We start from the raw sequence: 21,802 nt of genomic DNA, 5'->3' as shown, positions 1-21,802 counted from the left end.
CCTTCCGTGGAGCGGATCGCGCCCGTTCGGCGCGGTGGTTCGGGGAGTCGTGCGGATCAGGGGCTCAGCCGACGCGGGCGAGCGCGCCGGCGAGCTTCGTGGTGGAGCGGCCCGGGTGGTACTGCACGGTCATGGCCTGGCCGCCCCACTCGGCGATGACCGCCGACTCGGGGAGGTCCTCGGCGCGGTAGTCGCCGCCCTTGACCCAGAGGTCGGGCTTGATGGAGCGGAGCGCCTCCTCCGGGGTGTCCTCGGAGAAGAGCACCACCGCGTCCACGACGCCGAGCGACATGAGGAGGTCGACGCGGTCCTCCTCGGTCATGATCGGCCGCTCGGGTCCCTTGAGGCGGCGCACCGAGTCGTCCGAGTTGAGGAGCACCACGAGGCAGTCGCCGAGCGCGCGCGCCGCGGCGAGCGTGCGGGCGTGGCCGGCGTGCACGAGGTCGAAGCAGCCGCCGGTCGCGACCACGGTGCCGCCCGCGGCGCGGGTCGCGCGCACGACCTGGAGCGCGGTCGCCGCGTGGCCGCCGATGGGGCGCGCGGCGGGCGGGCCGACGAGCGTGGCCACGCCGCCCGCGTCCACGTACTCGGCCGCCGAGGCGACGGCGTCGCGCACGGCGTCCTCGACGGGGGATCCCGCGGCCAGCGCCGCGAGGGCCGTGGCAGCGAGCCGGTCGCCGGCGCCGCACGGGTCGCCGGTCGCGACGAGCGGGGCGGGGACGACGACGGGCATGGATCCGCCGGCCGAGCCCTCCGAGCCCGAGCCCGGGGCGGGCGCCGACACGAGCAGGGCGCCGCGCTCGCTCATGGTGACGGCGACCGTGCGGACGCCCCACCGCTCGAGCAGGATCCGGGCCGCGTCGGCGGCCGCGGCCACGTCGCGCCCGGCGACGCCCGAGAACGCGCGCGCCTCGGCGGTGTTCGGGGTGGCGAGCGCGGTGTTCGGGACGGGCGGCTCGCCCGCGGGGTGCGGATCCCAGACCAGCGGCACCCGGGCGGCGCGCGCGTCGAGGGCGGTGCGGAGACGTGGATCGCGCGTGAGGCCGCGGCCGTAGTCGGCGACCACGATGGCGTCGGCCGTGGCGATCGCGTCGAGCATCGCGTCGGTCGCGGCCGGCGTGGGCGGCGGCGCGCAGCCCTCGTCGATGCGGGCGATGGCGTGGCCGTCGGCGCGGACGCGGGTCTTCACGGGCGTGGGCGCGCCGGATGGGCCGGCGACCACCTCGATCCGCTGCAGGCACTCGCGGAGCGTCGCGGAGTGGCGGTCGTCGGAGAGCACGGTGACGAGGCGCACGTCGTGGCCGTCGCGCGCGAGCATCGTGGCGACGAGGCCGGCTCCGCCCGCGCGGGGCAGCGACTCCTCGACCTCGATCACGGGCACGGGCGCGTCGGGGCTGAGGCGGTGCGCGGCGCCGGTCATGTCGACGTCGAGCAGGACGTCGCCGACCACGACGATCCTCACGCGGGCACCTCGGCGGGCTCGGGCGTGGCGGACGCGGGCGCGACCGTCACGGGGACGGACGCGGATGCGGCCCCCGACACCGGAGCGGGGGCGGCGGACGCGCGCGCCGCCGCCCGGTCGTTCGCCCGCAGGCGGCTCTCGAAGGAGCGGCAGATCGCGTGCACGGCGACGAGCTGCGCCTCCTGAACGTTGGCCGACGGCCCGTCGAGCGCGATGTGCTCGTCGCACGCCTCCACCAGCGGGTTCGGGCCGGGTCCCGTCATCGCCCAGGTGGTGGCTCCGGCGGCGCGCGCGGCGGCCGCGGCGCGGAGGAGGTTCTGGCTGCGGCCGCTCGTGGAGAGCAGCACGACGATGTCGCCGGATCTCGCGTGCGCGTGCACCTGCCGGGCGAACACCTCGTCGAAGCCGTAGTCGTTGCCGATGGCCGTGACCGCGGACGACTCGGAGTGCAGCGCGATCGCGGAGAAGGGGCGGCGGTCGCCGTCGAACCGGCCCACCAGCTCGCTCGTGAGGTGCTGGGCCTCGGCCGCGGATCCGCCGTTGCCGGCCGCGAGCAGGCGCGCACCATGGCTCATGCGGTCGGCCATCTCGCGGCCCCACGCGGTGAGGCGCGGCGCGTGCGTGCGGAGGTCGGCGAGCACGGGGGCGAGCGCGTCGAGGTGCGCGTCGACCACGGTCGGGTCGGCGGGGAGCGCGTCGGGTGCGGCTGCCTGGATCGCGGCGCGGTAGGCGTCGGCGGTGCGGGCGGCGACGGTCGACCACGCGTAGCCGTGCTCCATCCGGTCGCGGCCGGCGCGGCCGAGGCTGCGGCGGCGCGCGGGATCCGCGAGCAGCTCCCCGAGGGCGTCGGCGATGGCGGCGGGGTCGCGCGGCGGCACGAGGATCCCGGTCACGCCGTCGACCACGCTGTCGGTGAGGCCGCCCACGGCCGACGCGACGACGGGCACGCCGGAAGCCATCGCCTCGAGCGGCACGATGCCGAACGGCTCGTACCAGGGCGCGCAGACCACGACGTCGGCGGTGCGCATCACGGCGGGCATGTCGGCCTGCGAGACGCGGCCCTGCAGGCGCACGCGGTCGGCGACCCCGGCGCCGCGGGCGGCGTCCATCAGGCGGCGGGCCTCGGCGTCCTCGCCCGCGTCGGCGGCGTCGCCGGATCCGCCGACGATCACCAGCTCGACGTCGCGGAGGCCGCGGCGGGCGAGGATCCCGAGGGACTCGATCGCGAGGTCGACGCCCTTGCGCGGCACCAGGCGGCCGACGACCATGACGCGCATCGGGCGCGTCGGGTCGGCGTCGGTGGCGTCGTCGGCGCGCGGCGTGAAGTGCCCGATGTCGACGCCGCAGGGGATCACGGTGATGCGGGCCGCGTCGACGCCCGCGCGCACGAGCTCGGCGGCCTCGTCGGAGCAGGTCGCGATGACCGCATCCGCGCGGCGGCCGACGCCCGGCTCGAGCTCGGCGCGTGCGGCGGGGCTGGTGTCCTCGGCGCCGAGGTGGCGGCGCTTCACGGAACCGAGCGCGTGGAAGGTGTGCAGCACGGGCGGTGCGGTGGCGGCGCCGACCGGGGAGGACGCGAGGCGTGCGGCGGCGTCGAGCGCGGCGACCCCGGACATCCAGAAGTGGCTGTGCACCACGTCGGGCCGCGCCGTGCGCCAGTCGGCGAGCAGGCCGTCGGCGAGCTCGCCCATGTGCGGCAGCAGCTCGTCCTTGGGGACCGCGCGGGCGGGTCCGGCGTCGAGGTGCACGACCTCCACGCCGGGCGCGAACGCGACGCGGGCGGGCAGCGCCGCGTCGTCCCGGCGCGTGTAGACGGTGACGGTGTGGCCCGCGTCCGCGAGCGCGGCCGACAGCGCGGCCACGTGCACGTTCTGGCCGCCGGCGTCCACGCCGCCGAGCGTCGCCAGCGGGCTGGCGTGCTCCGAGATCATCGCGATCCTCATCGTGTCGTCCTCTCGTCGAGCGGGTGATGCGGGGGAGTCGGGGAGCCGGATCCGGCGAGTGCCCGGCGGGCGCGGCGCGCGGCGGCGGCGTCCACCGCGTCGTGCAGCACGGCGTCCATGTCGCGGAGGAACCGGCCGAGCGAGTAGCGGGCGAGCGCGGCCTCGCGGCCGACGCGGCCGCGGCGGGCAGCCTCGTCGGGATCCGCGGCGAGCAGACGGGCCACGCGCACGAGGTCGGCCGGGTCGGACGAGAGCGCGCCCGCGTCCGGCGGCACCGCGCGCGACGCCTCGGTCGCGTCGAGCACGAGCACGGGCATCCCCATGTGCATGGCCTCGAGCAGCGACAGCCCGAGCGAGGTCCAGCGGTGCGGGTGCACGTAGGCGCGCAGCCGCGCGAGCTCGGGGTGCATGCGGGCCGTCGACAGGTCGCCGCGCGGCACGATCCGGTCGCCGAGGTCGGGGAAGGCACCCGGGAGCAGATCCGTGCCCATCCCGAACACCTCGACGGGCGCGACCGCCGCGAACGCGGGCAGCAGGTCGGTGCCGGTGATGCGGCCGCGGCGCACGGGCTCGTTGATCACCGCGCCGAACGACGCGACGTCGCCCGTGTAGAGCGCGCCCGGGTCGGGCACGCCGTGCTCGACGACCGTGGTCGGTGCGACGCCGGTGTCCCACATGAGCGCGTTGAAGCGCGTGACGTGGATCACCGGGATGTCGTCGCGGTCGGCGAGCGCGTGCACGGTCTCGGTCGGGGCGCCGCGCGGGGTGTTGTGCTCGAGGAAGACGGCGGGCACGTCGGATCCGAGGCGACGGCCGAGCAGGCGCTCCGCCTCCGCGATCTCGGCGACGCGCTGGAGGAGGACGAGGTCGATGTCGGCGTCGTACAGGGACGACGGATCCACCTCGCGCGCGCTCGTGGGCCACGCGCGGCCGCCGCGGCCGAGGCCCCATGCGTCGCGCGCGGGCGTCGTGGGGAACAGGATCTCGTGGGATCCGAGGACGAACGAGTCGGTCCAGCCGCCGTGGACGTGCCACATCAGGATCCTCATGCGGGGACCTCCGCCCGGCTCGTCGCCATCAGCCGTTCGACCGCGTCGGCGACCTCCTCGGGCGAGACGCCCGCGAGGCACGGGTGCCCCGGGATCGGGCAGTCGCGCGCGCGGCTGAGCCTGCAGGCCGCGTCCTGGTCGCCGAGCAGGGTCACGGGCACGCGGTACGGCGCCCAGCGGATCGGCGGCACGACGGGCGAGAACAGGCTGACGACGGGCAGGCCCACGGCCGCGGCGAGGTGGGCGGGCCCGGTGTTGCCGCTCACGAGCACGGCCGCGCGGCGCATGAGCGCGCCCAGCCCGGCGAGGTCGGTGCGGCCGCCGAGGTCGAGGGCGGTGGATCCGGCGACGTGCGCCGTGAGGCCGCGCTCGTCGGGGCCGCCGGTGACGACCACGGGGATCCCGCGCGCGGCCAGCAGCGCGACCGCGTCGCGGTGCTGGTCGGCCGGGTACGAGCGCGCGCCGACCGCGGCGCCGGGGTGCACGAGCGCGAAGGGGCCCTCGGGGAGGAGCGCGTCCACGTCGGACGGCAGCTCGGCCGGGAGGACGGCGAGGCGCCCGTCGTCGTCGGCCGGCACCGCGTGCCCGGCCGCCGCCGCGATCGCGAGCGCGCGCTCGGGCTCGGGCTGGTCCTCGTCGAGGTCCTCGCCGGGCTTGAGCCGCACGTCGAGCAGGGAGCCGGCGTAGTCGACGCTCGCACCGGTGATCCGCCCGACGCCGGCGAGCCGCAGCAGCAGCGCGAGCGGGAGCGGCGACTGGTGGAAGGACGTGAGTATCACGGCCTCGTCGGCGTCGACCTCGGCGAGGATCGCGTGCAGGGCGTCGACCGAGGCGGCGTCGGCGGCGGGCGCGGGGGAGGAGATCCACGGCGCGTCCCAGACGTGCACCGCGTGCACGCCGGGCAGCAGCCGGCCGGCGGATGCGCCGCGCGGACCGCAGAGCAGGTGCACCTCGACGCGGTGGTCGGCGGCGGCCGCGCGCACCGCGGGCCCCGAGATCAGCACGTCGCCCACGGAGTCGAGCCGCACGACGAGCACGCGGCGGGGCGCGGGCTCGGGGATGAGCAGGTGCACCGCGTCGAGGATCGTCGGGGCCACCAGCTCCGCCTCGGCCACCTCCTCCTCGCGCGTGACGGGCGTCGGCACGAGCACGCCGCGCGCGCCCGCGGCCCGGGCGGCGCCCATGTCGGCCGCGATGTCACCGACGACCGCGACGCGCGACGGATCCACGCCCCACGTCCGGCAGGCCTCGAGCACCATGCCGGGCCGGGGCTTCCGGCAGTCGCAGCCGTCGTCGGATCCGTGCGGGCACAGCAGCACGAGGTCGAACGCGCCGAGGAGCTCCTGCACGCGCGCGTTGACAGCATCGGCCTGCGCGCGCGTGATGAGACCGCGCGCGATGCCGGACTGGTTGGTCACCATCCCGATGCGGAGTCCTGCGGCGCGCACGGCGTCGACCGCCTCGCGGGCACCGGGCATGAGCTCGACGAGGGCCGGATCCCCGTTGTACGGCACGTCGACGACGAGCGTCCCGTCCCGGTCGAACAGGACGGCCTCGAGGTCGTTCCCGGGCGAGCGCATGATCGGCCCGTACCCGACTGCTCCCCCACCCAAACCCAGCCCGGAGCACTTCTCCTCGGGGAGTCGGATCGCCTCCGTGCCCCCTCGCCGTCAGCGCGCCGGCGCCTCCGCGATCCACCGCGACCGCGCCAGCAGCATCGGCATGAGCGGTGCGATGAGCAGCGCGCCCAGCCCGCCGACCGCCATGTCGCCGATGGTGTCGGAGTACCCGGTGAGGATCTCCGGGTCGAGCCACGCCTGCCCCGCCCACTCGCCGAGCTCCCACAGCGCCGAGAGCGCGAGGCCCACGGTCAGCGCGAGGAACCCGAGGGGCAGCGGCCGCCGGTCGACCATCACGCCTGCGCGGTCGGCCAGCAGGATCACGAGCGCGGCGAGGGCCGCCGTCGTGACGAGGTGCGCGGGGATGTCCCACCACGGCAGCAGCTCGTAGAGGTCGAGCCGGTTGCTCGCGGCGGAGACGAGCGTCGTGATCCCGATGGCGAGATCCAGCCCGGGCCTCGCCCCGAGACCCCGCGGCGCCACGAGCCCGAGCAGCGCGAGCGCGAACATCGCCGAGGTGACGCCCGTCCACGCGAACACGGAGAAGAGGAACGTGAGCAGCCCGATCACGCGCACGGCGTCGGCGAGGATCGCCGTGATCCCGCGCGGCGGCTGCAGGAAGGTGAGGCCGGCCAGCCCGGCGAAGGCCGCGACGTCCTCGGGCGGAGCCGGCGCGTCCGGCGGGATCGGCGACGTGGGATCCGTCAGCACCGCACCACCGCCTGCAGCGCCTCGTGGTCGCTCGGCGCGCGCCCGCCGACGCGCGTGGTGTTGATGCCGACCCGCTCCACCTCGATGTCGGGCGTCACGAGCATCCAGTCGATGCGGCGGGTCGTGCGCTTCGGCGCCTTGTAGTTCGACCACGTGCCCCACTCGGGCGTGAGGCGCTCGCGGGCCGCGGGCCACGCGTCCACGAGCGCGCCCGACTCCACGAGCAGCCGGTGCGGCGCGGTGTCGACGCCCGCGTTGGTGTCGCCCGAGACGATCGTGGGCACCTGCACCTCGGCGACGATCTCGAGCATCATCCGCGCGGACTCCTCGCGCGACCGCCACGACAGGTGGTCGAAGTGCGTGTTCACGTGCCGCAGCGGCAGGCCCGTCGCGCGGTCCACGAAGTCGGCGACCACGGCGATCCGCGGCACCATGTTGCCCCAGCTGCGGGATCCGGCGACCGCGGGCGTGTCCGACAGCGCGACCTGGCGCCAGCTCGTGAGCTCGAGGCGGCGGGTGTCGTAGAAGGTGGGGCAGCCCTCGCCGTGGCCGTCGGCGTTGCGGCCGTGCCCGATCCGCCGGTAGTGCCGCCCGAGCGCGTGCGACAGCGCGCGCCCCTGTGTGGGCATCGCCTCCTGCGTGCCGAGGAGCGCCGGTTGCTCGCGTTGGAGGACCTCGGCGATGAGCGGCTCGCGGTCGGCCCAGCGGTCGGGGCTGCCCGGCCGGTACCGGCGGAACAGGCGCCGGATGTTGTACGTCATCACGTGCAGCTCGGGGGCGTCGACCGGGCCGACGAGCGCCCGTCCGTCCGTGAGGGTGCCGTCGGCGCTGAGGGTCATGGGTCCATCGTCCCCCAGAGCGCCGGTGCCGAGCGTCCCTGGCGGGGAACCGTCACGGGCGGGCGCGTGCTCCTCGTGGCCGGAGAAGACGACCGCCCCAGGGGTCCGGCTTGGCCGAATGGTCCTGGGGCGTACCCGGAGAACGTGACAGCGTGCCGTTCGTCCACGGGTGCGACCGGATCCATGGACCTCCTCACCTCGGTCGACTACCGTAGACGCCATGGGTGTGCGGGAGAGCGAGCAGCAGGTGGTCGGCTTCAGCCAGCCTGACTCCGCGATCGACTCTCCTCGCGACGACCGTGTCGCATCGGTCGAGGAGACCATGAGAGTCGCCCGGATCCTCGCGAAGCGACACGCAGAGCTGCTCCGCCGCCTGGCCTGATGGTCGTCGCCCTCTCCTTCGAGGCGGTCGTCCAGATCAATCTGGAGTTCGGCGGGCGTGGTGCCGGGGTGCGGGATGCCAACGGCGTGCACGCGGCAGTCGGCAGGGCGTTCAACGGATTCGGTGGCGTCGATCCCTATCCCAGCTCGTTCGACAAGGCCGCCGCCCTGATGCACGGATTGGCGTAGCTCCGCAGATTGTCGATGCAGGGTCGTATGTGGTCGAAGTGCGACTCGATGGGGCATTCATCGGCGAACTTCCGTTGGAAATTGGCATAAGCGCATTCGCCGTTTAAGAATGCGCCATTCCGTTGTTGCTCAGGCTTCTGTCGGATGACCAAGAAGCGGTGAGAAAGGCAGTCGGACGAGGTGAGAGCATCATCATTTCCTGCCGGAGATGACGACGGCGGCGGTGTCGGAGTGAGCGCTCGAGGTCGCCTCAGAGAGGTGAGGGTCGGAGCCTGAGGCGACGGCGGTGGCACTTCAGGGGTGGCCATCCAGTACCAGGGCTAGGCGCCCGCGATATCCGGGGCGGCGTCGATGCGCGCGAGGAACGCGTGCAGGTCGTCGCGGATCCTGCCGAGCTCCGCAGGGGTCATGCCCGTGCGCTCGGCCACACGTGCGGGCACCCGCTCGGCCTGGCCGCGGAGCGCGCGGCCCGCCTCGGTGAGCGTGACGCGCACGACGCGCTCGTCCTCCACGCTGCGCGCGCGCTCGAGCAGGCCGGCCGACTGCAGGCGCTTCAGGAGCGGCGTGATGGTCGCGGGCTCCAGGGCGAGCGCGCCGCCGAGGTCGGAGATCGAGCGGCCGTCGCGCTCCCAGAGGGCGAGCATCACGAGGTACTGCGGATGCGTGAGGCCCAGCGGCTCGAGGATCGGCCGGTACAGCGCGACGACCGATCTCGCCGCCAGCACCGCCGCGAAGCAGACCTGGCTCTCGAGCGCCAGGGGATCCGTGCGCGTCGCGCCCTCGTGTGCCATGCCAGCTCCTCGCCGCCTGCTGAATTACCGCGTACACTGAATACTATGACACGAGGTAAAGATCGAGACGGTGGCCCGCGGCGCGAGCGCGGGTTCGGGGCGGCCGTCGAGCGGTTCAACGAGCGGCTCCGTCCGTACCTCGGCGCGCCCCCGCTCGGCCCGTACACCGACGACCCGGTGCCGGAGCCGCAGTCGCGCCTCTGCCCCATGTGCGGGAAGCCGATGCCCGACCACGACATCGACCGGTCTGGAGCGCGCACGCAGGTGCGCTGCCCGGTCTGATCCCGCGCGCCGGCGCCTCAGCGAACCGGCAATTCCACCCGCGCCGCCCGCCACATCGCCACCGGCCGTGCGCCGTCCAGGCCCGTCAGCGGCCCCAGCTCGGCGAAGCCGTTGCGGAGGTAGAGCGCGCGGTTCCGCTCGGTCGACGACTCGAGGTAGGCCGCGGATCCGTCGGCGTCGACGCGGGTGAGGCCGTGGGCGAGGAGCGCGGATCCGACGCCGAGACCCCGCGCCGCCGCGCCCACGCCGACCTCGGCCAGGCGCCAGTGCGGGAGTCCCGGTCGCGCGCGGTCGAGGGTGCGGAGGCGCGTGGCCGCGCGGAGGGCGCCCGCGACGCCGAGGGCGCGCAGGAACGTCGGCGCCTGACGGAGGGTCCGGTGCGCGGGGATGCCGCCGGGTGCCTCCCAGACCGCCGCGCCGAGGATCCCGCCGCGCGCGTCGACCGCGACGTCGACCGTCCCGTCGGGGAGCGGGCCGCTGCGCAGGAGCGCGGCGAAGAGCAGTGCCAGGCGCTCGCGCTTCCGGGGGCCGGCGGGGACGAAGCCGGCCAGCACGGGATCCTCGGCGAAGGCCTCCGCGAGGACGCGCGTGACGTCCTCGAGGTCGGCGACGCGGGCCGTGCGGATGGCGGGTGAGATGGGGCGGTCGGTGCTCATGCTCCGACGCTAGATCAGAGATTCGGCCACATGGCCGAATCTGTCCCGCTTGGTAGCTTTCTCCCATGAAGGCCGCCTCCGAGAGCACCCGCGCTTACGGATCTCGGGACGCCCGGCGGGCCGAGCTGCTCGATGCCGCGGTGCGGGTGATGGCCGTGACGGGCGTCGCGGGAGCGAGCACGCGGGCGATCACCGCGGAGGCCGGGCTCGCGCACGGCGCCTTCCACTACTGCTTCGGCGTGCGGGAGGAGCTGCTCGGCGCGCTGCTGCGGCAGGAGGTCGATGCGGTCGTCGCGCAGCTGGAGGCCGCCGAGGATCCCGCGGGCGCGCCGCTCGGCGATGTCGTCGCCCTGACCCTCCGCGCCGAGCTCGACCGCGTGCGCCGCGAGCCCGACCGCCAGCGCGTGCTCATCGATCTCGCCGCGACCGTGCAGCGGATCCCGGCGCTCGCCGACCTGCCCGCCTGGGAGCACGGCCGCTACGTGGAGGAGACGCGCCGCCGGTTCGCGGCGGCCGGCCTCGACGGCGCGCGCGCCGACCGGTGCGCGGCGCTCGCGGTCGCGGGCATGCGGGGGATCATCGGCGCCTGGCTCGCGCGCCGGGACGACGGGGCCGATCGGGCTGCCGAGCGGGCGGTCGGGGATCTGTCCCGGGCGCTGGCGCTGCTCGCGGAGGACGGCGGGCGCTGATCCCGACGCGCGCTCGCCGGGCGGCGTCCCGTCGCGTCAGTCGAGCGCCCCGAGGGCCTGCACCGCGGCCTTCGCGGCGCCGGAGATCAGGGCGTCGTCGGCCGTCGCGTCCTGCTGGTCCTTGGAGGAGTGCACGGCGATGACGATGGGCGCGGCGTCGGGCCGCCAGATCACCGCGACGTCGCCGCGGCTGGCGTAGGCGCCGCTGCCGGACTTGTCGCCGACCGTCCAGTCCGCGGGCAGCTCGGCGCGCACGAGCGTCGCGCCGGTCTGCGTGGCCTTCAGCCAGCCGGTGAAGAGGGCGCGCTCGTCGGCGTCGAGGGGATCCGCGATGGCGCCCGGATCGCCCAGCGCGTACGCCCGGAGGAGCGCGGCGGCGGCGCGCGGTGTCGTGGTGTCGCGGTCGTCGCCCGGGGTGGCCTCGTTGAGGTCCGGCTCGGTGCGGGAGACGACGGTGGTGTCGTCGCCGAGGGCGGTGAGCGCCGCGTCCAGCTCGGCCGGGCCGCCGAGCGCCTCGAGCAGGAGGTTGGCGGCGGTGTTGTCGCTGCGGGTCATGGCGGCATCGGCGAGCTCGCGGAGGGTCATCGTGCCGCCGACGCGCGTCTCGGTGACGGGCGCGTAGGAGAGGATGTCGGCCGCCTCGATCGGCACGGCGCGCTCCATCCCGGCGATGCCGACGCGGTCGAGCAGCGCGGCCGCGAGCGGGGCCTTGATGGTGGACGCGTACGCGAACCGCTCGTCCCCGCGCCAGGAGACCTCCGCGCCCGTGCCGGTGTCGACCGCGTGCACGCCGAGGCGCGCGCCGAAGCGCCCCTCGAGCGCGGTGAACGCGGCGTCGGCGGCCGCCTGGTCGACCGCGGGGGCGGCGGATGCGGAGGGCGCGGGGGATGCGGACGCGGGCGGGGCCGTCGGCGCCTCGGCGGCGGGGGCCGCGCATCCGGCGAGCAGGGTCGTCGCGAGGGTCGCGGCGAGCGCGAGGCGCGTGGAGGGGGCGGGGTGGATCACGGCGGAGCTCCTCGGGAGGCGTCGGGCGGGTGCGATGCGGCGCGTCGGCCGCGGATCCAGCCTCTCCCGCGGCGACGCGCACGTCGTCCCCCGAGGGGTGGAGGCAGGGGCCCCGGCCGGACCACGCGCCCGATTCAGCGGACGTGGAAATGCGTTCCCTAGGATTCCCGGGACGACGACGCCCGACCCCCCGAGAGAACGAGAGGCCGCATGAGCGCCATCCAGGCAGTGACCCCCGGCGAGATCCATCCGAGCGAGGGCTACGACGGCTTCGTCGGCTGGGTCCTCTCGCTCATCGAGACGCTCGGGGAGGTGGGTGTCGGCCTCGCGGTGCTGATCGAGACGTTCGTGCCGCCGATCCCGTCCGAGGCGATCCTCCCCGTCGCCGGCTTCCTCGCCTACGAGGGCCGCATGAGCGCGTGGGGCGCGTGGGCGGCGGCCACCGTCGGCGCGCTCCTCGGCGCGCTCATCTGGTACGCGATCGGCGCCGCGCTCGGCCGGAACCGCACGCGCCGCCTCGTCGGCCGTATCCCGCTGCTCGACCACGCCGACTTCGACAAGGCCGAGGCCTTCTTCGCGCGCTGGGGCGGCACGGCCGTGCTCCTCGGCCGGTGCGTGCCGCTCGTGCGCTCCTTCATCTCCATTCCCGCGGGCATCGAGCGCATGCCGATCTGGCGGTTCTCCCTCTACACCGTGATCGGATCCGGAGCCTGGAACGCCATCTGGGTGGGCCTCGGCTTCGCGTTCGGCCCGGCGATCCGCCCGGTGCTGGAGGAGTGGAGCGGCCTGATCTCCTACGCGGCCATCGGGATCATCGCGCTGCTCGTGGTGTGGTTCGTGGTGTCGCGGCTGATCCGTCGGGTGCGGGCGGCCTGACAGGCGCCCGGGTCCCGGCGGCGGCACGACCCGACCGCCGCACGTCCCCTCTGCCAGGCTGGAATCCATGCAGACCCCCGGCGTCCCCGACGCCTTCCCCGAAGCCCGGCCCGCGACCGCCGGATCCGCGGACGCCGCGACCGGGGAGCCGCACCCGGAAGAGGTCCTCGTCCTCCGCGCCATCAAGCTCGGCGACATCCTCGTGGCCGTCCCCGCGCTCCGCGCCATCCGCCGCGCGCACCCCGACGCCCGCATCTCGCTCGCCACCACCGGCTGGCTGGCGCCGGTCGTCACGCTCCTCGGCATGGTCGACGAGCACCTCCCGCAGCAGGGATTCGACCACCCCATCGCGCGCGAACCCGGCACGGTCGACCTCGCGATCAACCTGCACGGCGCCGGGATCGAGAGCCGCACCCTCCTCCACGAGCTGCGCGCGCACCGCACGCTCGGCCATGCTGCGCCTGAGCTCGACGGGATGCCCGCCGCCGACGGCCCCGCCTGGGAGGACCACGTCCTCGAGCGGTACCGCTGGGCCCGGCTTGTCTCGTGGCACGGCATGCCCGCGGATCCCGAGGACGTCGGCATCCTCGTGCCCGTCGAGCCGCCCGTCGCCGAGCACGCCGTCGTAATCCACGTGGGCGCCGCCTACGGATCCCGCCAGTGGCCCGTCGACCGCTTCGCCGAGGTCGCCCGCGCGCTCGCCGACGAGGGGCGCACGGTCGTCTTCACCGGCTCCGACAAGGAGCGCGAACGCGCCCTCGAGGTCGCCTCCCTCGCCGGCATGCCCACATCGACCGTGCTCGCGGGCGAGCTGGCCCTCGACGCCTTCGCCGGCATCATCGCCGCCGCCGACCTCGTGATCTCCGCCGACACCGGCGCCGCCCACCTCGCGACCGCATACGGCATCCCCTCTGTCGTGATCTTCGGCCCGGCCCCGCCCGAGGAGTGGGGCCCGCCCGCGTCCGGCCCGCACATCGTGCTGACCGACGCGTCGCAGCGCCTCGGCGACACGTTCTCCGCGATCCCGGATCCGGCGCTCCTCGCGATCACGCCCGCCCACGTCCTCGAGGCGGCCCGCTCCCTCGACGGCCACCGCGTGATCCGCCCCCTCACGGGCGAGCCGCGCGACTGATCCGCGCGGCTGCCTCCCGCCCCGAACCGGGGCCCGACGCGGCCGCGTATCCCTGCGAGCATGGGCTGGCGGGTCGATGGCGGCCGCCCGGCGGGTCACCGGCGGGTCGCTGGCGTGGTGCTGGCGGGAGGGGCGGATCGAGCATGGGACGCATGAACACGACACGGATCATCGAACTACGTCAGGCGCAGGGCTGGACCCAGGAGCGCCTCGCCACCGAGAGCGGAGTGGGCGTCCGCACCGTCCAACGGCTGGAGGCGGGGGAGGACGCGAGCCTCGAGACGCTCTCGCTCGTGGCGGAGGCGCTGCGCGTCACCGTCCGCGACCTCTTCTCCGCCATCGACGACGCCGACCTCAACAGCCGCGTCGACTCCCTGGAATCCCGCACGAGCGATCAGCAGGGCGACCGCGACCGCCTGACGCGCGCCTGGGTGCTGCTCTTCGTCGGTGTCGGCATCGTCCTGACCCTCGTGGCCTTCACCATCTCGAACGGCCTCGCCCTCTTCCTCGCCTACTGGCTGGGCGGCACGCTCATCGCGCTCGCCCTCCGGCGGCTCCTCCTGGAGCCGCGGCTGGATGCGCACTACCCGCTCAGCCGCAGCACCCGCACCCGCCGCCAGCGCCGCCGCGAGCATCGTTCGGCGACCGCGGCGACCGCGGCGACCGCGGCTGCCGCGGCTGCCTCGACGGTGACGCCCGCGGTCGCGACGCCCGCGGCAGCTCCGACGCATCCGGTCAGCTGACCCGCACCCCGGCCGGCCACGGCACCGTCGCCGCCGGCCACGCGGACGCGACGAGCGCATCCCGCACCCGCCGCTGCGACATCACCGCGTCGAGGCTGTCGGTGCGGAAGGCGAGCGCGAGCGACACGTCCGCCCAGTAGGCGTCCCAGCCGTCGTAGGTCGCGAACACCCGGGCGCCGATCTGCCGGATCAGCGCCCACGCGTCGTCCGCGGACAGGTACCCGGCCATGTAGGCGTAGCGGATCGCGCCGATGGTGCGCTCGCTGTCGCCCGCGAGCAGCAGCACGGGCGGCCGGCCGTCGTGCGGCCGGGTCAGGTCGATGATCTCGAACTCGCTCCGGCCGGTGAGGGCGGCCATGCGCGACACCATGCGCTCCGCCTCCTCGGACGCGGCCAGCTCCGCGAAGCGCGCCGACTGCGGCCCCTGCGCCAGCGCATCCGCCACGAACAGCTCGATGTCGTCGCGCGACGCGATGCGGAACTGCGTGTCGAGGGCGGCTCGATGCTGGGCGAGCGTCGTCATCGGCAGGCCGACCCACTCGTGCCCGGTCGCGCCGTCGGCGTGCTTCGCGCGCAGCTCCGCAGGCATCTCGGCCCACGTCGGCTGGAACGCGAGCGACGAGTTCCAGCCACCGAACGAGTAGTCGCTCACCGCGTCGAGCGCGAGCAGCTGCTGCTCCTCGAGCGTGACCGGTCGGATCCGCGCCTGGGCCACGTAATCGAGCTGGTCCCGCCGAGGCGCCCGCGCGTCGATCTGCTGGAACACGATCGAGGCGACGAGCATGCCGATGCCCAGCCCGAGCGCGAACAGCACGATGGGCATCGCCGGGCCGCCCTCCGGCTCACCGGACGTCGCCACGAGGATCCCGAGCCCGCTGCCGACGACGCCGAACGGCAGCGCGAAGGCCGTGATGAGCAGCGCGCGCTTCCCACTCCCTCCGCGCGGCTTCATCCGCTGTGCGTTGAGCATCTGGGCGTAGCGCACGCGCGCGCGAACGGGGAACTCGACCTCGCCGGGGTGGTTCTGCAGCGTCACGCGCGAAGCCTATCCACCGGGCGGACCCGCGCCACCGCCCGGCCGATCGCTCAGCTCAGCGCCGCAGCCGCATGACCTCGAACGCGAGGTCCACCGGGATCGCGAGTGGCTGCTCCGTGAGCGGCACCTCGTGCCGGAAGCGCTCGTCGCCGAGCCCCGTCACGATGCGCGCGAGCTCGCCGTCGCGATGCACCTCGACCAGGTGCAGCCCCGGCACGTTGTCGTCGAGGTGACCCTCGAGCGACGAGAGGTCGTAGTGCAGCGTCAGCCAGATCGCCCACGGCGTCATGTCGGAAGGGAAGCTCTGCCAGCAGTTCGTGTCCAGCAGCGCGAGCGGCATCACGGCGGCGAGTGCCTCATGGATCTCCTCGCTCGTCGCCCACCCCGGCACGCGGATCCGGTCCCCGGAGGTCGTGAGCAGCGTCGTCGAGGCGTCGGCGAACTCGATGCCCTCGACGATCGCGACGCCCTCCGGTTGCGACCGCTCCACGAGCGTCAGCCGCGACAGTAGGTTCCCGCGGAACGTCGCGCCGCGCGGCAGGTTCGAATGTTCCATCTTCAGGCCCTCTTTACGCTGTCGAGTGTAGTTCGCAAGCATCGTCCTCGCCGCCCCGTCGATCCGAAACGTACCGCCGTAGGGTGAGATCAGCTACGGCCGCGTTTGCCGAACGGTACACCCACGCTAAACAACGATTCGATGCCGCTTGTTGCGCGATGCGGCAGCGTTGCCGCGGGGCATGATGCCCCGCGGCAACATGGCGTCAGCTCACTGTCTCATTCACCCAGGAAGGGCATGCTCCTTCAATTCCGTCACAGTAGGAAGTAACCACCCCTTGCGGATCTCCGTCTACGTTTCGGAAATCGGCTATAGTTTTGACCACTACTGAGTCTTCAATTTCCCCTGTCTCGGGATCCACCTTCAAAAAGGTGGTCAGGTACTTCCATGCGTCACCGGCGTCCGGTTGTCCGCTATCGGGTTGCTGGGTCGCGACACGAACTGCTGTGTAGCTCAAGTTGTGCTTGAAGTAAATCTTATTCTGCGCCTCGATTCGCAGGACGACGAGCCGGTCCTTATAATCCTGCCAGCGAGTGCTAACTGGGCTCGCTTCGTCCGGTTGCGCTACTGCCTCATGCTTTAATGCTGCGTCAATCATTGATTTAGGCATTGCTGCCGTGACTACGACATAGTGATGGGTGGCATGTCTGCTCGGTGCGGCGGTTGCACCGTACGCGGCAGCTGGTGCAGCTGCGGTGACAGCCATCGCAAGGGCAATGTTTGCAATGACACCGATTGTTTTGTGCATGTTGGCGCCTTCCGTGCGCGTTGCATGAACCAGTCATTCGCTGGATGGAGGGTTTGCGATTACAAGGGCAAGGTACTGGCCTGGTCCGATCAAGATCGGGTCTTGTCCACAGGGCCCGTTGCATGAAACCACGAAGCGTGAGCGAGTCCAATACGCAAGGCGTTGCTGACTGGCGGCGTACTCGTAATCAGATGACTCGTTCGCCGAGGGGTTTTGATAATTGAGTTTTCGACAGTGGGTATCTCGAAACTAACGCGTCGGCCTTGAGGTAATCATTAATCGAGGCGAGGTTTTCGCTCGCGAGACAAGATTGACGGGCCCATTTCCTCAGCACCGGAATCACATATGGATGAGGAAGCCGAATGAAGTGCTCAGCCTGTGCAGGAACCGGGGCGTGCGAAACGTGCAGCGGAACCGGCTGGCGTGCCGAGGGCACGCTGCAGCAGAACGCCTGTAGCGCGTTCAACGGAACTTCCGACTGTCGTCTGTGCCGCGGATCGGGCGTCGAGCCCTGACAGAAAGGTCGGGGCGCTAGGCCAGTGAGGAGCGGGGGTTGTCGCTCCCTCCCCGTCCTCAGCTGAAGTCCGCGAACACCGTCTTCGCCGCCCCGTCGAGCCGCACCGTCCCGCCGTGCGGCAGGATCCACTGCGGCCGCGTGTGGCCGAACGGCACGCCCACGCACACCACAGCGCGCGGGTTGTAGCGGGCGATCTGCTCGATGACGGTGTCGCGTTGCTCGGCACGCAGCCGCGCGCGCTCCTCGGGCGACGGCACCGGCGCGCCCATGACGATGGTCACCGGCCGGGCGACGAGCACGCCCGCGACGACGTCGAGGATCCCGCGCTCGCCGAGACCGCGGACCCAACGCTTCACGCTGTCGGCCGACGGCACCTCCTCGCTCGTCTCCAGCAGCAGGATCCCGCCCTCGAGCTTCGCGGTCTCGGGCATGCGGCCGGCCATGGCGATCTGGTCGATCACCTCGATGCAGCCGCCCCACGTCGGCCCCTCCACCGTGCGCGCCGGCCCGGCCCACTTCCACGGCTCGGTCGCGTGGCGCTCTCCGTGCTCGGTGAGCGCGCGGGGATCCGTCCAGTCGATCCCGAAGTCCTCGGACTCCCCGGGCTCGGTGATCTCCAGCTCCCCGCCCTCGATCAGCGCCGCCCGCAGCGAGCGCAGGTGCACGTCGTCGATGCCGGGGCCCGCGCCGAGGTGCACCTGGGTGGATCCGCCGTAGAAGCTCGGGATGCCGAGCCCGGCAAGCAGGTTGTGCAGGTTCGTGTTGTCGCTGTAGCCGAGGAACGGCTTGGGGTTCCGGGCCAGCTCCTCGATGTCGACGTGCGGGATCACCGTGACCTGGTCGTCCCCTCCGATGGTCGAGACGATCGCGCGGATCGAGTCGTCGGCGAACGCGGCCGTGATGTCGGCCGCGCGGTCCTCGGCGCTGGCACCGAGACGTCTGGTGGTCGGGTACTCGACGGGGATCAGCCCGGTCGCCTCCTGCAGCCGCCGCATCGCCTGCTCGTGCACTTCCGGCGCGATCCCGGGGGCTGCGAACGCAGGGCTCAGCACCGCCACCCTGTCTCCCGCCTTCGCCTTGGGCACGGACTTGCGGAACCGGGACGAGGTGGAGGGGATCATGCGCTCATGCAACCAGATCAAGGCATGGGCTACGTGGTGATCGTTGATCTTCGACTCGCACTCAGATCCAAGGCCCTTAAGCTGCGTTTGCTGCCCTTACTACTCCTTTGGGGGCGGTTGTAACGCAGGGGGCGACATGTCTCTTGGGAACAGTGATCGGGTGATGACGAGCACTAATCCGATTACCTCCACCACAACCGCACTAAGGAAAGCGACCATGACAGAGGGGTCTAGGTCGTAATCGTTAGCGCGGGCATAATGGCCAAAAAACACGTTGGCATTACCGATTTGCCAAAGCATTGCTATAAGTAAAACGAATGCGTATATATTACGCCACCAATTCTCGCTCGTAAGCCTACGGTGTCGCAACTGCGCGTCAGGATCAGCAGTGATCCTTTGGCTGATGGCCTGACCCGTGAGAATTTTCCAAGCGTTCACGACGCGATTGGGAAAGGAGTCGGGTCTGGGATCGGCGTCGTCTTCGCCCGCCTGAGGGGGAGGGAGGGGGCTGCCGGCGCCTTCCCCTTCATCCGCTACCTGATCAGGGATTTCGGTGCTCATTCGCGTTAGATCAGTCCGAGATTGGTTAGACGCCACTCCATTGCTTCGCGGGAGACACGGAACCTGTTGGACAGCTCAGATGCGCTCATGCCGAGCGCTCGCTGCTTTACGAGTGCAGGCTTGGGCATAAGTAAAGCGGCGGCAAACCTGTTTGCATATACTTCGTCGGGATCGGTTCCTGTTGATGCGCGCTCGTCACGATCAAAAGTGCCCGCCTTGGCGCCCCTGTTTGTCGCATCCACATAATGACCAATTTCGTGCGCACACGTAAAACGTTTGCGAGTTAGTGAATGTGACTCATTTAAGAACATGACTGGTTGTCCAGACGGGTCGAGATCGAGATACCCAGAGCGACCGGGGCCCAGTATCGCGTCGTACACCTTGATTCCCATTGACGTGGCGATCACAAAGGGGTCAATTGGGATATCCAAATCGTCACCAGTGTCGGCCCAAAACTTTTTATGCGTGCTATAGGCGTCTTGGGCTGGCGTCCGCTGAATCAAGGCTCGATCCTTCCCTCGTCTATGCACAGGTTGTCCACAAATTTATCCACAAGCTGCTTTGACAGTATACAAGATAAATCCTGTAGATGATATGCGCCTCGAACGTGTCGTCCACCTTGACGGAGAGAATCCCACCTACGACAGGTCGTACGCCATATGAGGCTTCCTCTAGGCGCGGCTGGCGTCCCGCCCTACGGCCCGCCCAGCCAATGGTCGATCCGGTGGTGGTCCGGGCTGAACCCGTGCCCCACGCCCCAGATCACCGCCTGGGTGCGGCTCTGCACCTGGATCTTGCGGTAGATCGAGCGGATGTAGCTCTTCACCGTGTTGGGGGAGAGGTAGGTGAGCGCCGCGACCTCCTGGTTGCTCTTACCCTGCGTGATGAGCGCGAGGATCTCCGACTCGCGGTCCGTGATCCCCTCCCGCTTGCCGGGCCAGTCGAGCGACGGCGCGCTCGCGGCCCGGAGAGGCGCGTCGTTGAACAGCTCCTCGCCGGAGTGGATCCGCTCGAGCGCCTCCACGAGCTCGCGCGCCGGCAGCGCCTTGGAGAGGTAGCCCTGCACGCCCTGCCGGCGGGCGTCGGCGATCAGCTCGGGCTGGAAGTTCCAGGTGTAGACCACCACGCGGCGGGCCCGCGGGTTCCGCACCAGCTCCGCGATCTCGTGGTGGTCCGACTCCGGCTGCGCGAACGAGTCGTAGAGCACGATGTCGATGTCGTCGGAGAGGGCCGCGTTCGCGTCGATCTCGGCGACCAGCACGCGGTCGCGGTAGTCGTCGAACATATGGGCGAGGCCCGTCAGCACCACGTCGTAGTCGTCGACGAGCGCGATCGTGACGGGGCGGGTGCGGGTGGCGGGCATGGATCCACCATCCCACCCCCAGGGGTGTGCCGCCACACCCCGCAGGGTGGGACGTTGGATCCTTCGCCCCGAACGGGCACCACCGCGCGTCTTCCTGACGTGCTCGCACAGAAGAGAGATCACCATGCTCGGACTCATCATCAGCCTCATCGTCATCGGCCTCATCGCCGGTTTCATCGCCCGGGCCGTCATCCCCGGACGCCAGAGCATGTCGATCCTCATGACCATCGTGCTCGGCATCGTCGGCTCGTTCGTCGGCGGGTTCCTCGCGTTCCTGCTGTTCCAGCGCGACGCCATGGACGGCTTCTTCCAGCCCGCCGGCATCATCGGCTCGATCATCGGCTCGATCATCGTGCTGCTCATCTACGTGAAGGTCGGCGGCCGCAAGTCCGTTCGCCGCTGAACACGGCCGGGCGAACCCTGGACGCGCTGGCGCGCTCCTGAGGACCGCCGGTAGTGGAGCACGACGAGGGGCGGGTCGCCGAGGAGGCGGCCCGCCCCTTTCCGTCTGCCCGGGTCAGGCGCGGGCGGGGTCGCCCGCCGCGTCGGTCGGCCCCAGCAGCGGCGCCCGCGGATCCACCAGCACCGAGCGCGCCGCGGCACCGAAGCCGTGCATCGCCCGCCGCCAGTACGCGCGCGGCGCGACCCCGCACGCACGCAGCGCCGCCCGGTGGTCGACCACGATCACCGTCGCCGCGCCTGCCGCGACGACCGTCCAGGCGGCGCCGATGAGCGCGCGCAGGGGAGCGGGGGTGTCGCGGAAGCCGGTGCGGAGGCGGTCGATCTGGAAGCGGACGTGGTCCCGCTCGTCGTCCGCGATCCGCTGCCCGAGGGCGCGAAGCGCGGGATCCGGGGCGTGGTCGGCGAGGGCGTGGAAGTAGCCCGTCGCGACCGTCTCCGCGATGAGGAACAGGCTGATCTCCGTCCGCAGCCCGATGAGGTGCCGCAGCCGGGTGAAGGCGGCGTCCGTCCAGTGCGCGGGGAGGGCGGGCGCGTCCAGGTGGTCGAGCGCGCGGAGGAAGAGCGCCGCGTGCTTCTGCTCCTCCTGCACGAGGAGCGCGAGCGCGTGCGTGTAGGCGGGATCGCCCGCCGCGGTCGCCATCCGCAGGAGGTGGACGCCGTCGCCGCTCTCGCCGAGCGCGAACCGCTGGAACGAGCGGACGAAGGCGCGGCGGGTGCGGGCGTCCATCGGCGAGGGCGCGTCGTCGGGGATCAGCTCCTCGGGCGTCCGGTGCCGGTCGGCGTTCGCGTGGAAGTGTGCGATCCAGTCGGCGGCGGTGCCCATGCGGGCGGTGGCCGCGGCGGGGCGTGCGGGCGTCGGTGTCTGCGTGATCGAGGTCATGCCCTCACGCTAGGAACGACGATGCGCCGGCCTCGCCGGGCGCAGGAGGTACTCCGGGAGTCGCCAGGGCGCATCCTGCGGCGGCGAGGTGGTCCGCGCGGCGGACCCGGATCCGTCCTCCGCCCGACGGCCATCCGGTGACGCTTCGCCCGACGGGCGCGATCGCGTCCGTCCGTGGCTCATGATGGGCA

General features: G+C 72.4%; 24 protein-coding genes and 1 pseudogene. 8 read left to right on the top strand and 17 right to left on the bottom strand.

The genetic code is table 11. The features are described from left to right. Positions 1-64: 64 nt before the first annotated feature. The 7 genes and pseudogenes from FGD68_RS00680 to FGD68_RS00645 form a co-directional block, all read right to left on the bottom strand. Entirely contained in the window at positions 65-1,462 is a 1,398-nt protein-coding gene (locus FGD68_RS00680) for a PfkB family carbohydrate kinase (RefSeq protein ID WP_237609654.1), read from the bottom strand. Further along, positions 1,459-3,405, bottom strand: coding sequence for a glycosyltransferase (locus FGD68_RS15535; RefSeq protein WP_317207884.1), 1,947 nt, complete (start codon positions 3,403-3,405; stop codon positions 1,459-1,461). Before FGD68_RS15535 ends, FGD68_RS00680 begins: the two co-directional genes overlap by 4 nt. Then, complete coding sequence (locus FGD68_RS00665; RefSeq protein WP_119373751.1) at positions 3,402-4,454, bottom strand: glycosyltransferase; 1,053 nt, start codon at positions 4,452-4,454, stop codon at positions 3,402-3,404. Before FGD68_RS00665 ends, FGD68_RS15535 begins: the two co-directional genes overlap by 4 nt. Further along, positions 4,451-5,515 (bottom strand): glycosyltransferase family 9 protein, encoded by a 1,065-nt coding sequence (locus FGD68_RS00660; RefSeq protein ID WP_237610015.1) that lies wholly within the window; start codon positions 5,513-5,515, stop codon positions 4,451-4,453. Before FGD68_RS00660 ends, FGD68_RS00665 begins: the two co-directional genes overlap by 4 nt. A gap of 27 nt (positions 5,516-5,542) precedes the next feature. Then, positions 5,543-6,034 (bottom strand): annotated as a pseudogene (locus FGD68_RS00655) (D-glycero-alpha-D-manno-heptose-1,7-bisphosphate 7-phosphatase); the annotation flags it as partial. Between the two features lie 90 nt (positions 6,035-6,124). Beyond that, positions 6,125-6,784: a hypothetical protein gene (locus tag FGD68_RS00650; protein WP_119373451.1), complete on the bottom strand. Its 660-nt coding sequence runs from the start codon at positions 6,782-6,784 to the stop codon at positions 6,125-6,127. Continuing rightward, positions 6,778-7,623, bottom strand: a complete 846-nt coding sequence (locus FGD68_RS00645; protein WP_119373450.1) for an endonuclease/exonuclease/phosphatase family protein — start codon at positions 7,621-7,623, stop codon at positions 6,778-6,780. Before FGD68_RS00645 ends, FGD68_RS00650 begins: the two co-directional genes overlap by 7 nt. A gap of 220 nt (positions 7,624-7,843) precedes the next feature. Between FGD68_RS00645 and FGD68_RS00640 the strand changes: the two genes are divergently transcribed. Both FGD68_RS00640 and FGD68_RS00635 read left to right on the top strand, forming a co-directional pair. Then, the gene (locus FGD68_RS00640) at positions 7,844-8,005 is read left to right on the top strand and encodes a hypothetical protein (RefSeq protein ID WP_181036643.1); all 162 of its coding nucleotides are present in this window, start codon (positions 7,844-7,846) and stop codon (positions 8,003-8,005) included. After that, on the top strand, positions 8,005-8,193 hold the full coding sequence (locus FGD68_RS00635) for a hypothetical protein (RefSeq protein ID WP_119373449.1): 189 nt from the start codon (positions 8,005-8,007) through the stop codon (positions 8,191-8,193). The genes FGD68_RS00640 and FGD68_RS00635 overlap by 1 nt, the downstream gene beginning before the upstream one ends. 320 nt (positions 8,194-8,513) lie before the next feature. On the opposite strand, the gene FGD68_RS00630 is transcribed toward FGD68_RS00635, so the two are convergent. Continuing rightward, positions 8,514-8,984: a MarR family winged helix-turn-helix transcriptional regulator gene (locus FGD68_RS00630; RefSeq protein WP_119373448.1), complete on the bottom strand. Its 471-nt coding sequence runs from the start codon at positions 8,982-8,984 to the stop codon at positions 8,514-8,516. A gap of 45 nt (positions 8,985-9,029) precedes the next feature. Between FGD68_RS00630 and FGD68_RS00625 the strand changes: the two genes are divergently transcribed. Further along, a complete protein-coding gene (locus FGD68_RS00625) occupies positions 9,030-9,266 on the top strand; it encodes a hypothetical protein (RefSeq protein ID WP_104235356.1) in 237 nt (78 codons plus the stop codon). Positions 9,267-9,283: 17 nt separating this feature from the next. On the opposite strand, the gene FGD68_RS00620 is transcribed toward FGD68_RS00625, so the two are convergent. Next, positions 9,284-9,922, bottom strand: coding sequence for a GNAT family N-acetyltransferase (locus tag FGD68_RS00620; RefSeq protein WP_237609653.1), 639 nt, complete (start codon positions 9,920-9,922; stop codon positions 9,284-9,286). 65 nt (positions 9,923-9,987) lie between these two features. Between FGD68_RS00620 and FGD68_RS00615 the strand changes: the two genes are divergently transcribed. Further along, positions 9,988-10,611 carry a TetR/AcrR family transcriptional regulator gene (locus FGD68_RS00615; RefSeq protein ID WP_237609652.1) on the top strand — a complete coding sequence of 208 codons (624 nt, stop codon included), beginning with the start codon at positions 9,988-9,990 and terminating at the stop codon, positions 10,609-10,611. Positions 10,612-10,647: 36 nt separating this feature from the next. Here the strand turns inward: FGD68_RS00615 and bla are convergent, their stop codons facing one another. Further along, the gene (bla, locus tag FGD68_RS00610) at positions 10,648-11,616 is read right to left on the bottom strand and encodes a class A beta-lactamase (protein WP_119373552.1); all 969 of its coding nucleotides are present in this window, start codon (positions 11,614-11,616) and stop codon (positions 10,648-10,650) included. Positions 11,617-11,826: 210 nt separating this feature from the next. On the opposite strand from bla, the gene FGD68_RS00605 reads away from it, so the two are divergent. The 3 genes from FGD68_RS00605 (at position 11,827) to FGD68_RS00595 (ending at position 14,367) form a co-directional block, all read left to right on the top strand. After that, a complete protein-coding gene (locus FGD68_RS00605; protein ID WP_119373553.1) occupies positions 11,827-12,492 on the top strand; it encodes a DedA family protein in 666 nt (221 codons plus the stop codon). A 67-nt stretch (positions 12,493-12,559) separates the two neighbouring features. Further along, entirely contained in the window at positions 12,560-13,624 is a 1,065-nt protein-coding gene (locus FGD68_RS00600; RefSeq protein ID WP_119373554.1) for a glycosyltransferase family 9 protein, read from the top strand. Between the two features lie 152 nt (positions 13,625-13,776). Next, a complete protein-coding gene (locus tag FGD68_RS00595; RefSeq protein ID WP_237609651.1) occupies positions 13,777-14,367 on the top strand; it encodes a helix-turn-helix domain-containing protein in 591 nt (196 codons plus the stop codon). On the opposite strand, the gene FGD68_RS00590 is transcribed toward FGD68_RS00595, so the two are convergent. From FGD68_RS00590 to FGD68_RS00565, 6 genes are all read right to left on the bottom strand, one after another. Next, positions 14,360-15,403, bottom strand: a complete 1,044-nt coding sequence (locus FGD68_RS00590; protein WP_119373171.1) for a DUF1266 domain-containing protein — start codon at positions 15,401-15,403, stop codon at positions 14,360-14,362. The two genes, FGD68_RS00595 and FGD68_RS00590, sit on opposite strands and share 8 nt — an antisense overlap. A 55-nt stretch (positions 15,404-15,458) precedes the next feature. After that, positions 15,459-15,959, bottom strand: a complete 501-nt coding sequence (locus FGD68_RS00585) for a hypothetical protein (protein ID WP_119373172.1) — start codon at positions 15,957-15,959, stop codon at positions 15,459-15,461. Positions 15,960-16,164: 205 nt separating this feature from the next. Further along, positions 16,165-16,707, bottom strand: a complete 543-nt coding sequence (locus FGD68_RS00580) for a hypothetical protein (RefSeq protein WP_147361669.1) — start codon at positions 16,705-16,707, stop codon at positions 16,165-16,167. Positions 16,708-17,280: 573 nt separating this feature from the next. Continuing rightward, positions 17,281-18,345 carry a S66 family peptidase gene (locus FGD68_RS00575; protein ID WP_119373173.1) on the bottom strand — a complete coding sequence of 355 codons (1,065 nt, stop codon included), beginning with the start codon at positions 18,343-18,345 and terminating at the stop codon, positions 17,281-17,283. 566 nt (positions 18,346-18,911) lie between these two features. After that, positions 18,912-19,409 carry an ImmA/IrrE family metallo-endopeptidase gene (locus FGD68_RS00570; RefSeq protein WP_119373174.1) on the bottom strand — a complete coding sequence of 166 codons (498 nt, stop codon included), beginning with the start codon at positions 19,407-19,409 and terminating at the stop codon, positions 18,912-18,914. A 191-nt stretch (positions 19,410-19,600) separates the two neighbouring features. Then, the gene (locus FGD68_RS00565; RefSeq protein ID WP_119373175.1) at positions 19,601-20,269 is read right to left on the bottom strand and encodes a response regulator transcription factor; all 669 of its coding nucleotides are present in this window, start codon (positions 20,267-20,269) and stop codon (positions 19,601-19,603) included. A 124-nt stretch (positions 20,270-20,393) separates the two neighbouring features. Between FGD68_RS00565 and FGD68_RS00560 the strand changes: the two genes are divergently transcribed. Beyond that, the gene (locus FGD68_RS00560) at positions 20,394-20,672 is read left to right on the top strand and encodes a GlsB/YeaQ/YmgE family stress response membrane protein (protein ID WP_119373176.1); all 279 of its coding nucleotides are present in this window, start codon (positions 20,394-20,396) and stop codon (positions 20,670-20,672) included. A 114-nt stretch (positions 20,673-20,786) separates the two neighbouring features. Here FGD68_RS00560 and FGD68_RS00555 read toward each other — a convergent pair whose 3' ends face one another. After that, positions 20,787-21,611 (bottom strand): ferritin-like domain-containing protein, encoded by an 825-nt coding sequence (locus FGD68_RS00555; RefSeq protein WP_237609650.1) that lies wholly within the window; start codon positions 21,609-21,611, stop codon positions 20,787-20,789. Between the last annotated feature and the right edge of the window lie 191 nt (positions 21,612-21,802).

This window comes from Clavibacter californiensis, from assembly GCF_021952865.1.
GTDB classification, from domain to species: Bacteria; Actinomycetota; Actinomycetes; order Actinomycetales; family Microbacteriaceae; genus Clavibacter; species Clavibacter californiensis.
The sequence above is the reverse complement of the archived record's forward strand: the minus strand, read 5'-3'. Positions and strand labels throughout refer to the sequence as shown.

Bases quoted from the DNA above. Each gene is read 5' to 3' on its own strand.
- FGD68_RS15535 (WP_317207884.1), bottom strand. From the start codon at position 3,405: ATGAGGATCGCGATGATCTCGGAGCACGCCAGCCCGCTGGCGACGCTC.
- FGD68_RS00665 (WP_119373751.1), bottom strand. From the start codon at position 4,454: ATGAGGATCCTGATGTGGCACGTCCACGGCGGCTGGACCGACTCGTTC.
- FGD68_RS00645 (WP_119373450.1), bottom strand. From the start codon at position 7,623: ATGACCCTCAGCGCCGACGGCACCCTCACGGACGGACGGGCGCTCGTC.
- FGD68_RS00640 (WP_181036643.1), top strand. From the start codon at position 7,844: ATGGGTGTGCGGGAGAGCGAGCAGCAGGTGGTCGGCTTCAGCCAGCCT.
- FGD68_RS00635 (WP_119373449.1), top strand. From the start codon at position 8,005: ATGGTCGTCGCCCTCTCCTTCGAGGCGGTCGTCCAGATCAATCTGGAG.
- FGD68_RS00630 (WP_119373448.1), bottom strand. From the start codon at position 8,984: ATGGCACACGAGGGCGCGACGCGCACGGATCCCCTGGCGCTCGAGAGC.
- FGD68_RS00625 (WP_104235356.1), top strand. From the start codon at position 9,030: ATGACACGAGGTAAAGATCGAGACGGTGGCCCGCGGCGCGAGCGCGGG.
- FGD68_RS00620 (WP_237609653.1), bottom strand. From the start codon at position 9,922: ATGAGCACCGACCGCCCCATCTCACCCGCCATCCGCACGGCCCGCGTC.
- FGD68_RS00615 (WP_237609652.1), top strand. From the start codon at position 9,988: ATGAAGGCCGCCTCCGAGAGCACCCGCGCTTACGGATCTCGGGACGCC.
- FGD68_RS00605 (WP_119373553.1), top strand. From the start codon at position 11,827: ATGAGCGCCATCCAGGCAGTGACCCCCGGCGAGATCCATCCGAGCGAG.
- FGD68_RS00600 (WP_119373554.1), top strand. From the start codon at position 12,560: ATGCAGACCCCCGGCGTCCCCGACGCCTTCCCCGAAGCCCGGCCCGCG.
- FGD68_RS00595 (WP_237609651.1), top strand. From the start codon at position 13,777: ATGAACACGACACGGATCATCGAACTACGTCAGGCGCAGGGCTGGACC.
- FGD68_RS00585 (WP_119373172.1), bottom strand. From the start codon at position 15,959: ATGGAACATTCGAACCTGCCGCGCGGCGCGACGTTCCGCGGGAACCTA.
- FGD68_RS00580 (WP_147361669.1), bottom strand. From the start codon at position 16,707: ATGCACAAAACAATCGGTGTCATTGCAAACATTGCCCTTGCGATGGCT.
- FGD68_RS00575 (WP_119373173.1), bottom strand. From the start codon at position 18,345: ATGATCCCCTCCACCTCGTCCCGGTTCCGCAAGTCCGTGCCCAAGGCG.
- FGD68_RS00565 (WP_119373175.1), bottom strand. From the start codon at position 20,269: ATGCCCGCCACCCGCACCCGCCCCGTCACGATCGCGCTCGTCGACGAC.
- FGD68_RS00560 (WP_119373176.1), top strand. From the start codon at position 20,394: ATGCTCGGACTCATCATCAGCCTCATCGTCATCGGCCTCATCGCCGGT.
- FGD68_RS00555 (WP_237609650.1), bottom strand. From the start codon at position 21,611: ATGACCTCGATCACGCAGACACCGACGCCCGCACGCCCCGCCGCGGCC.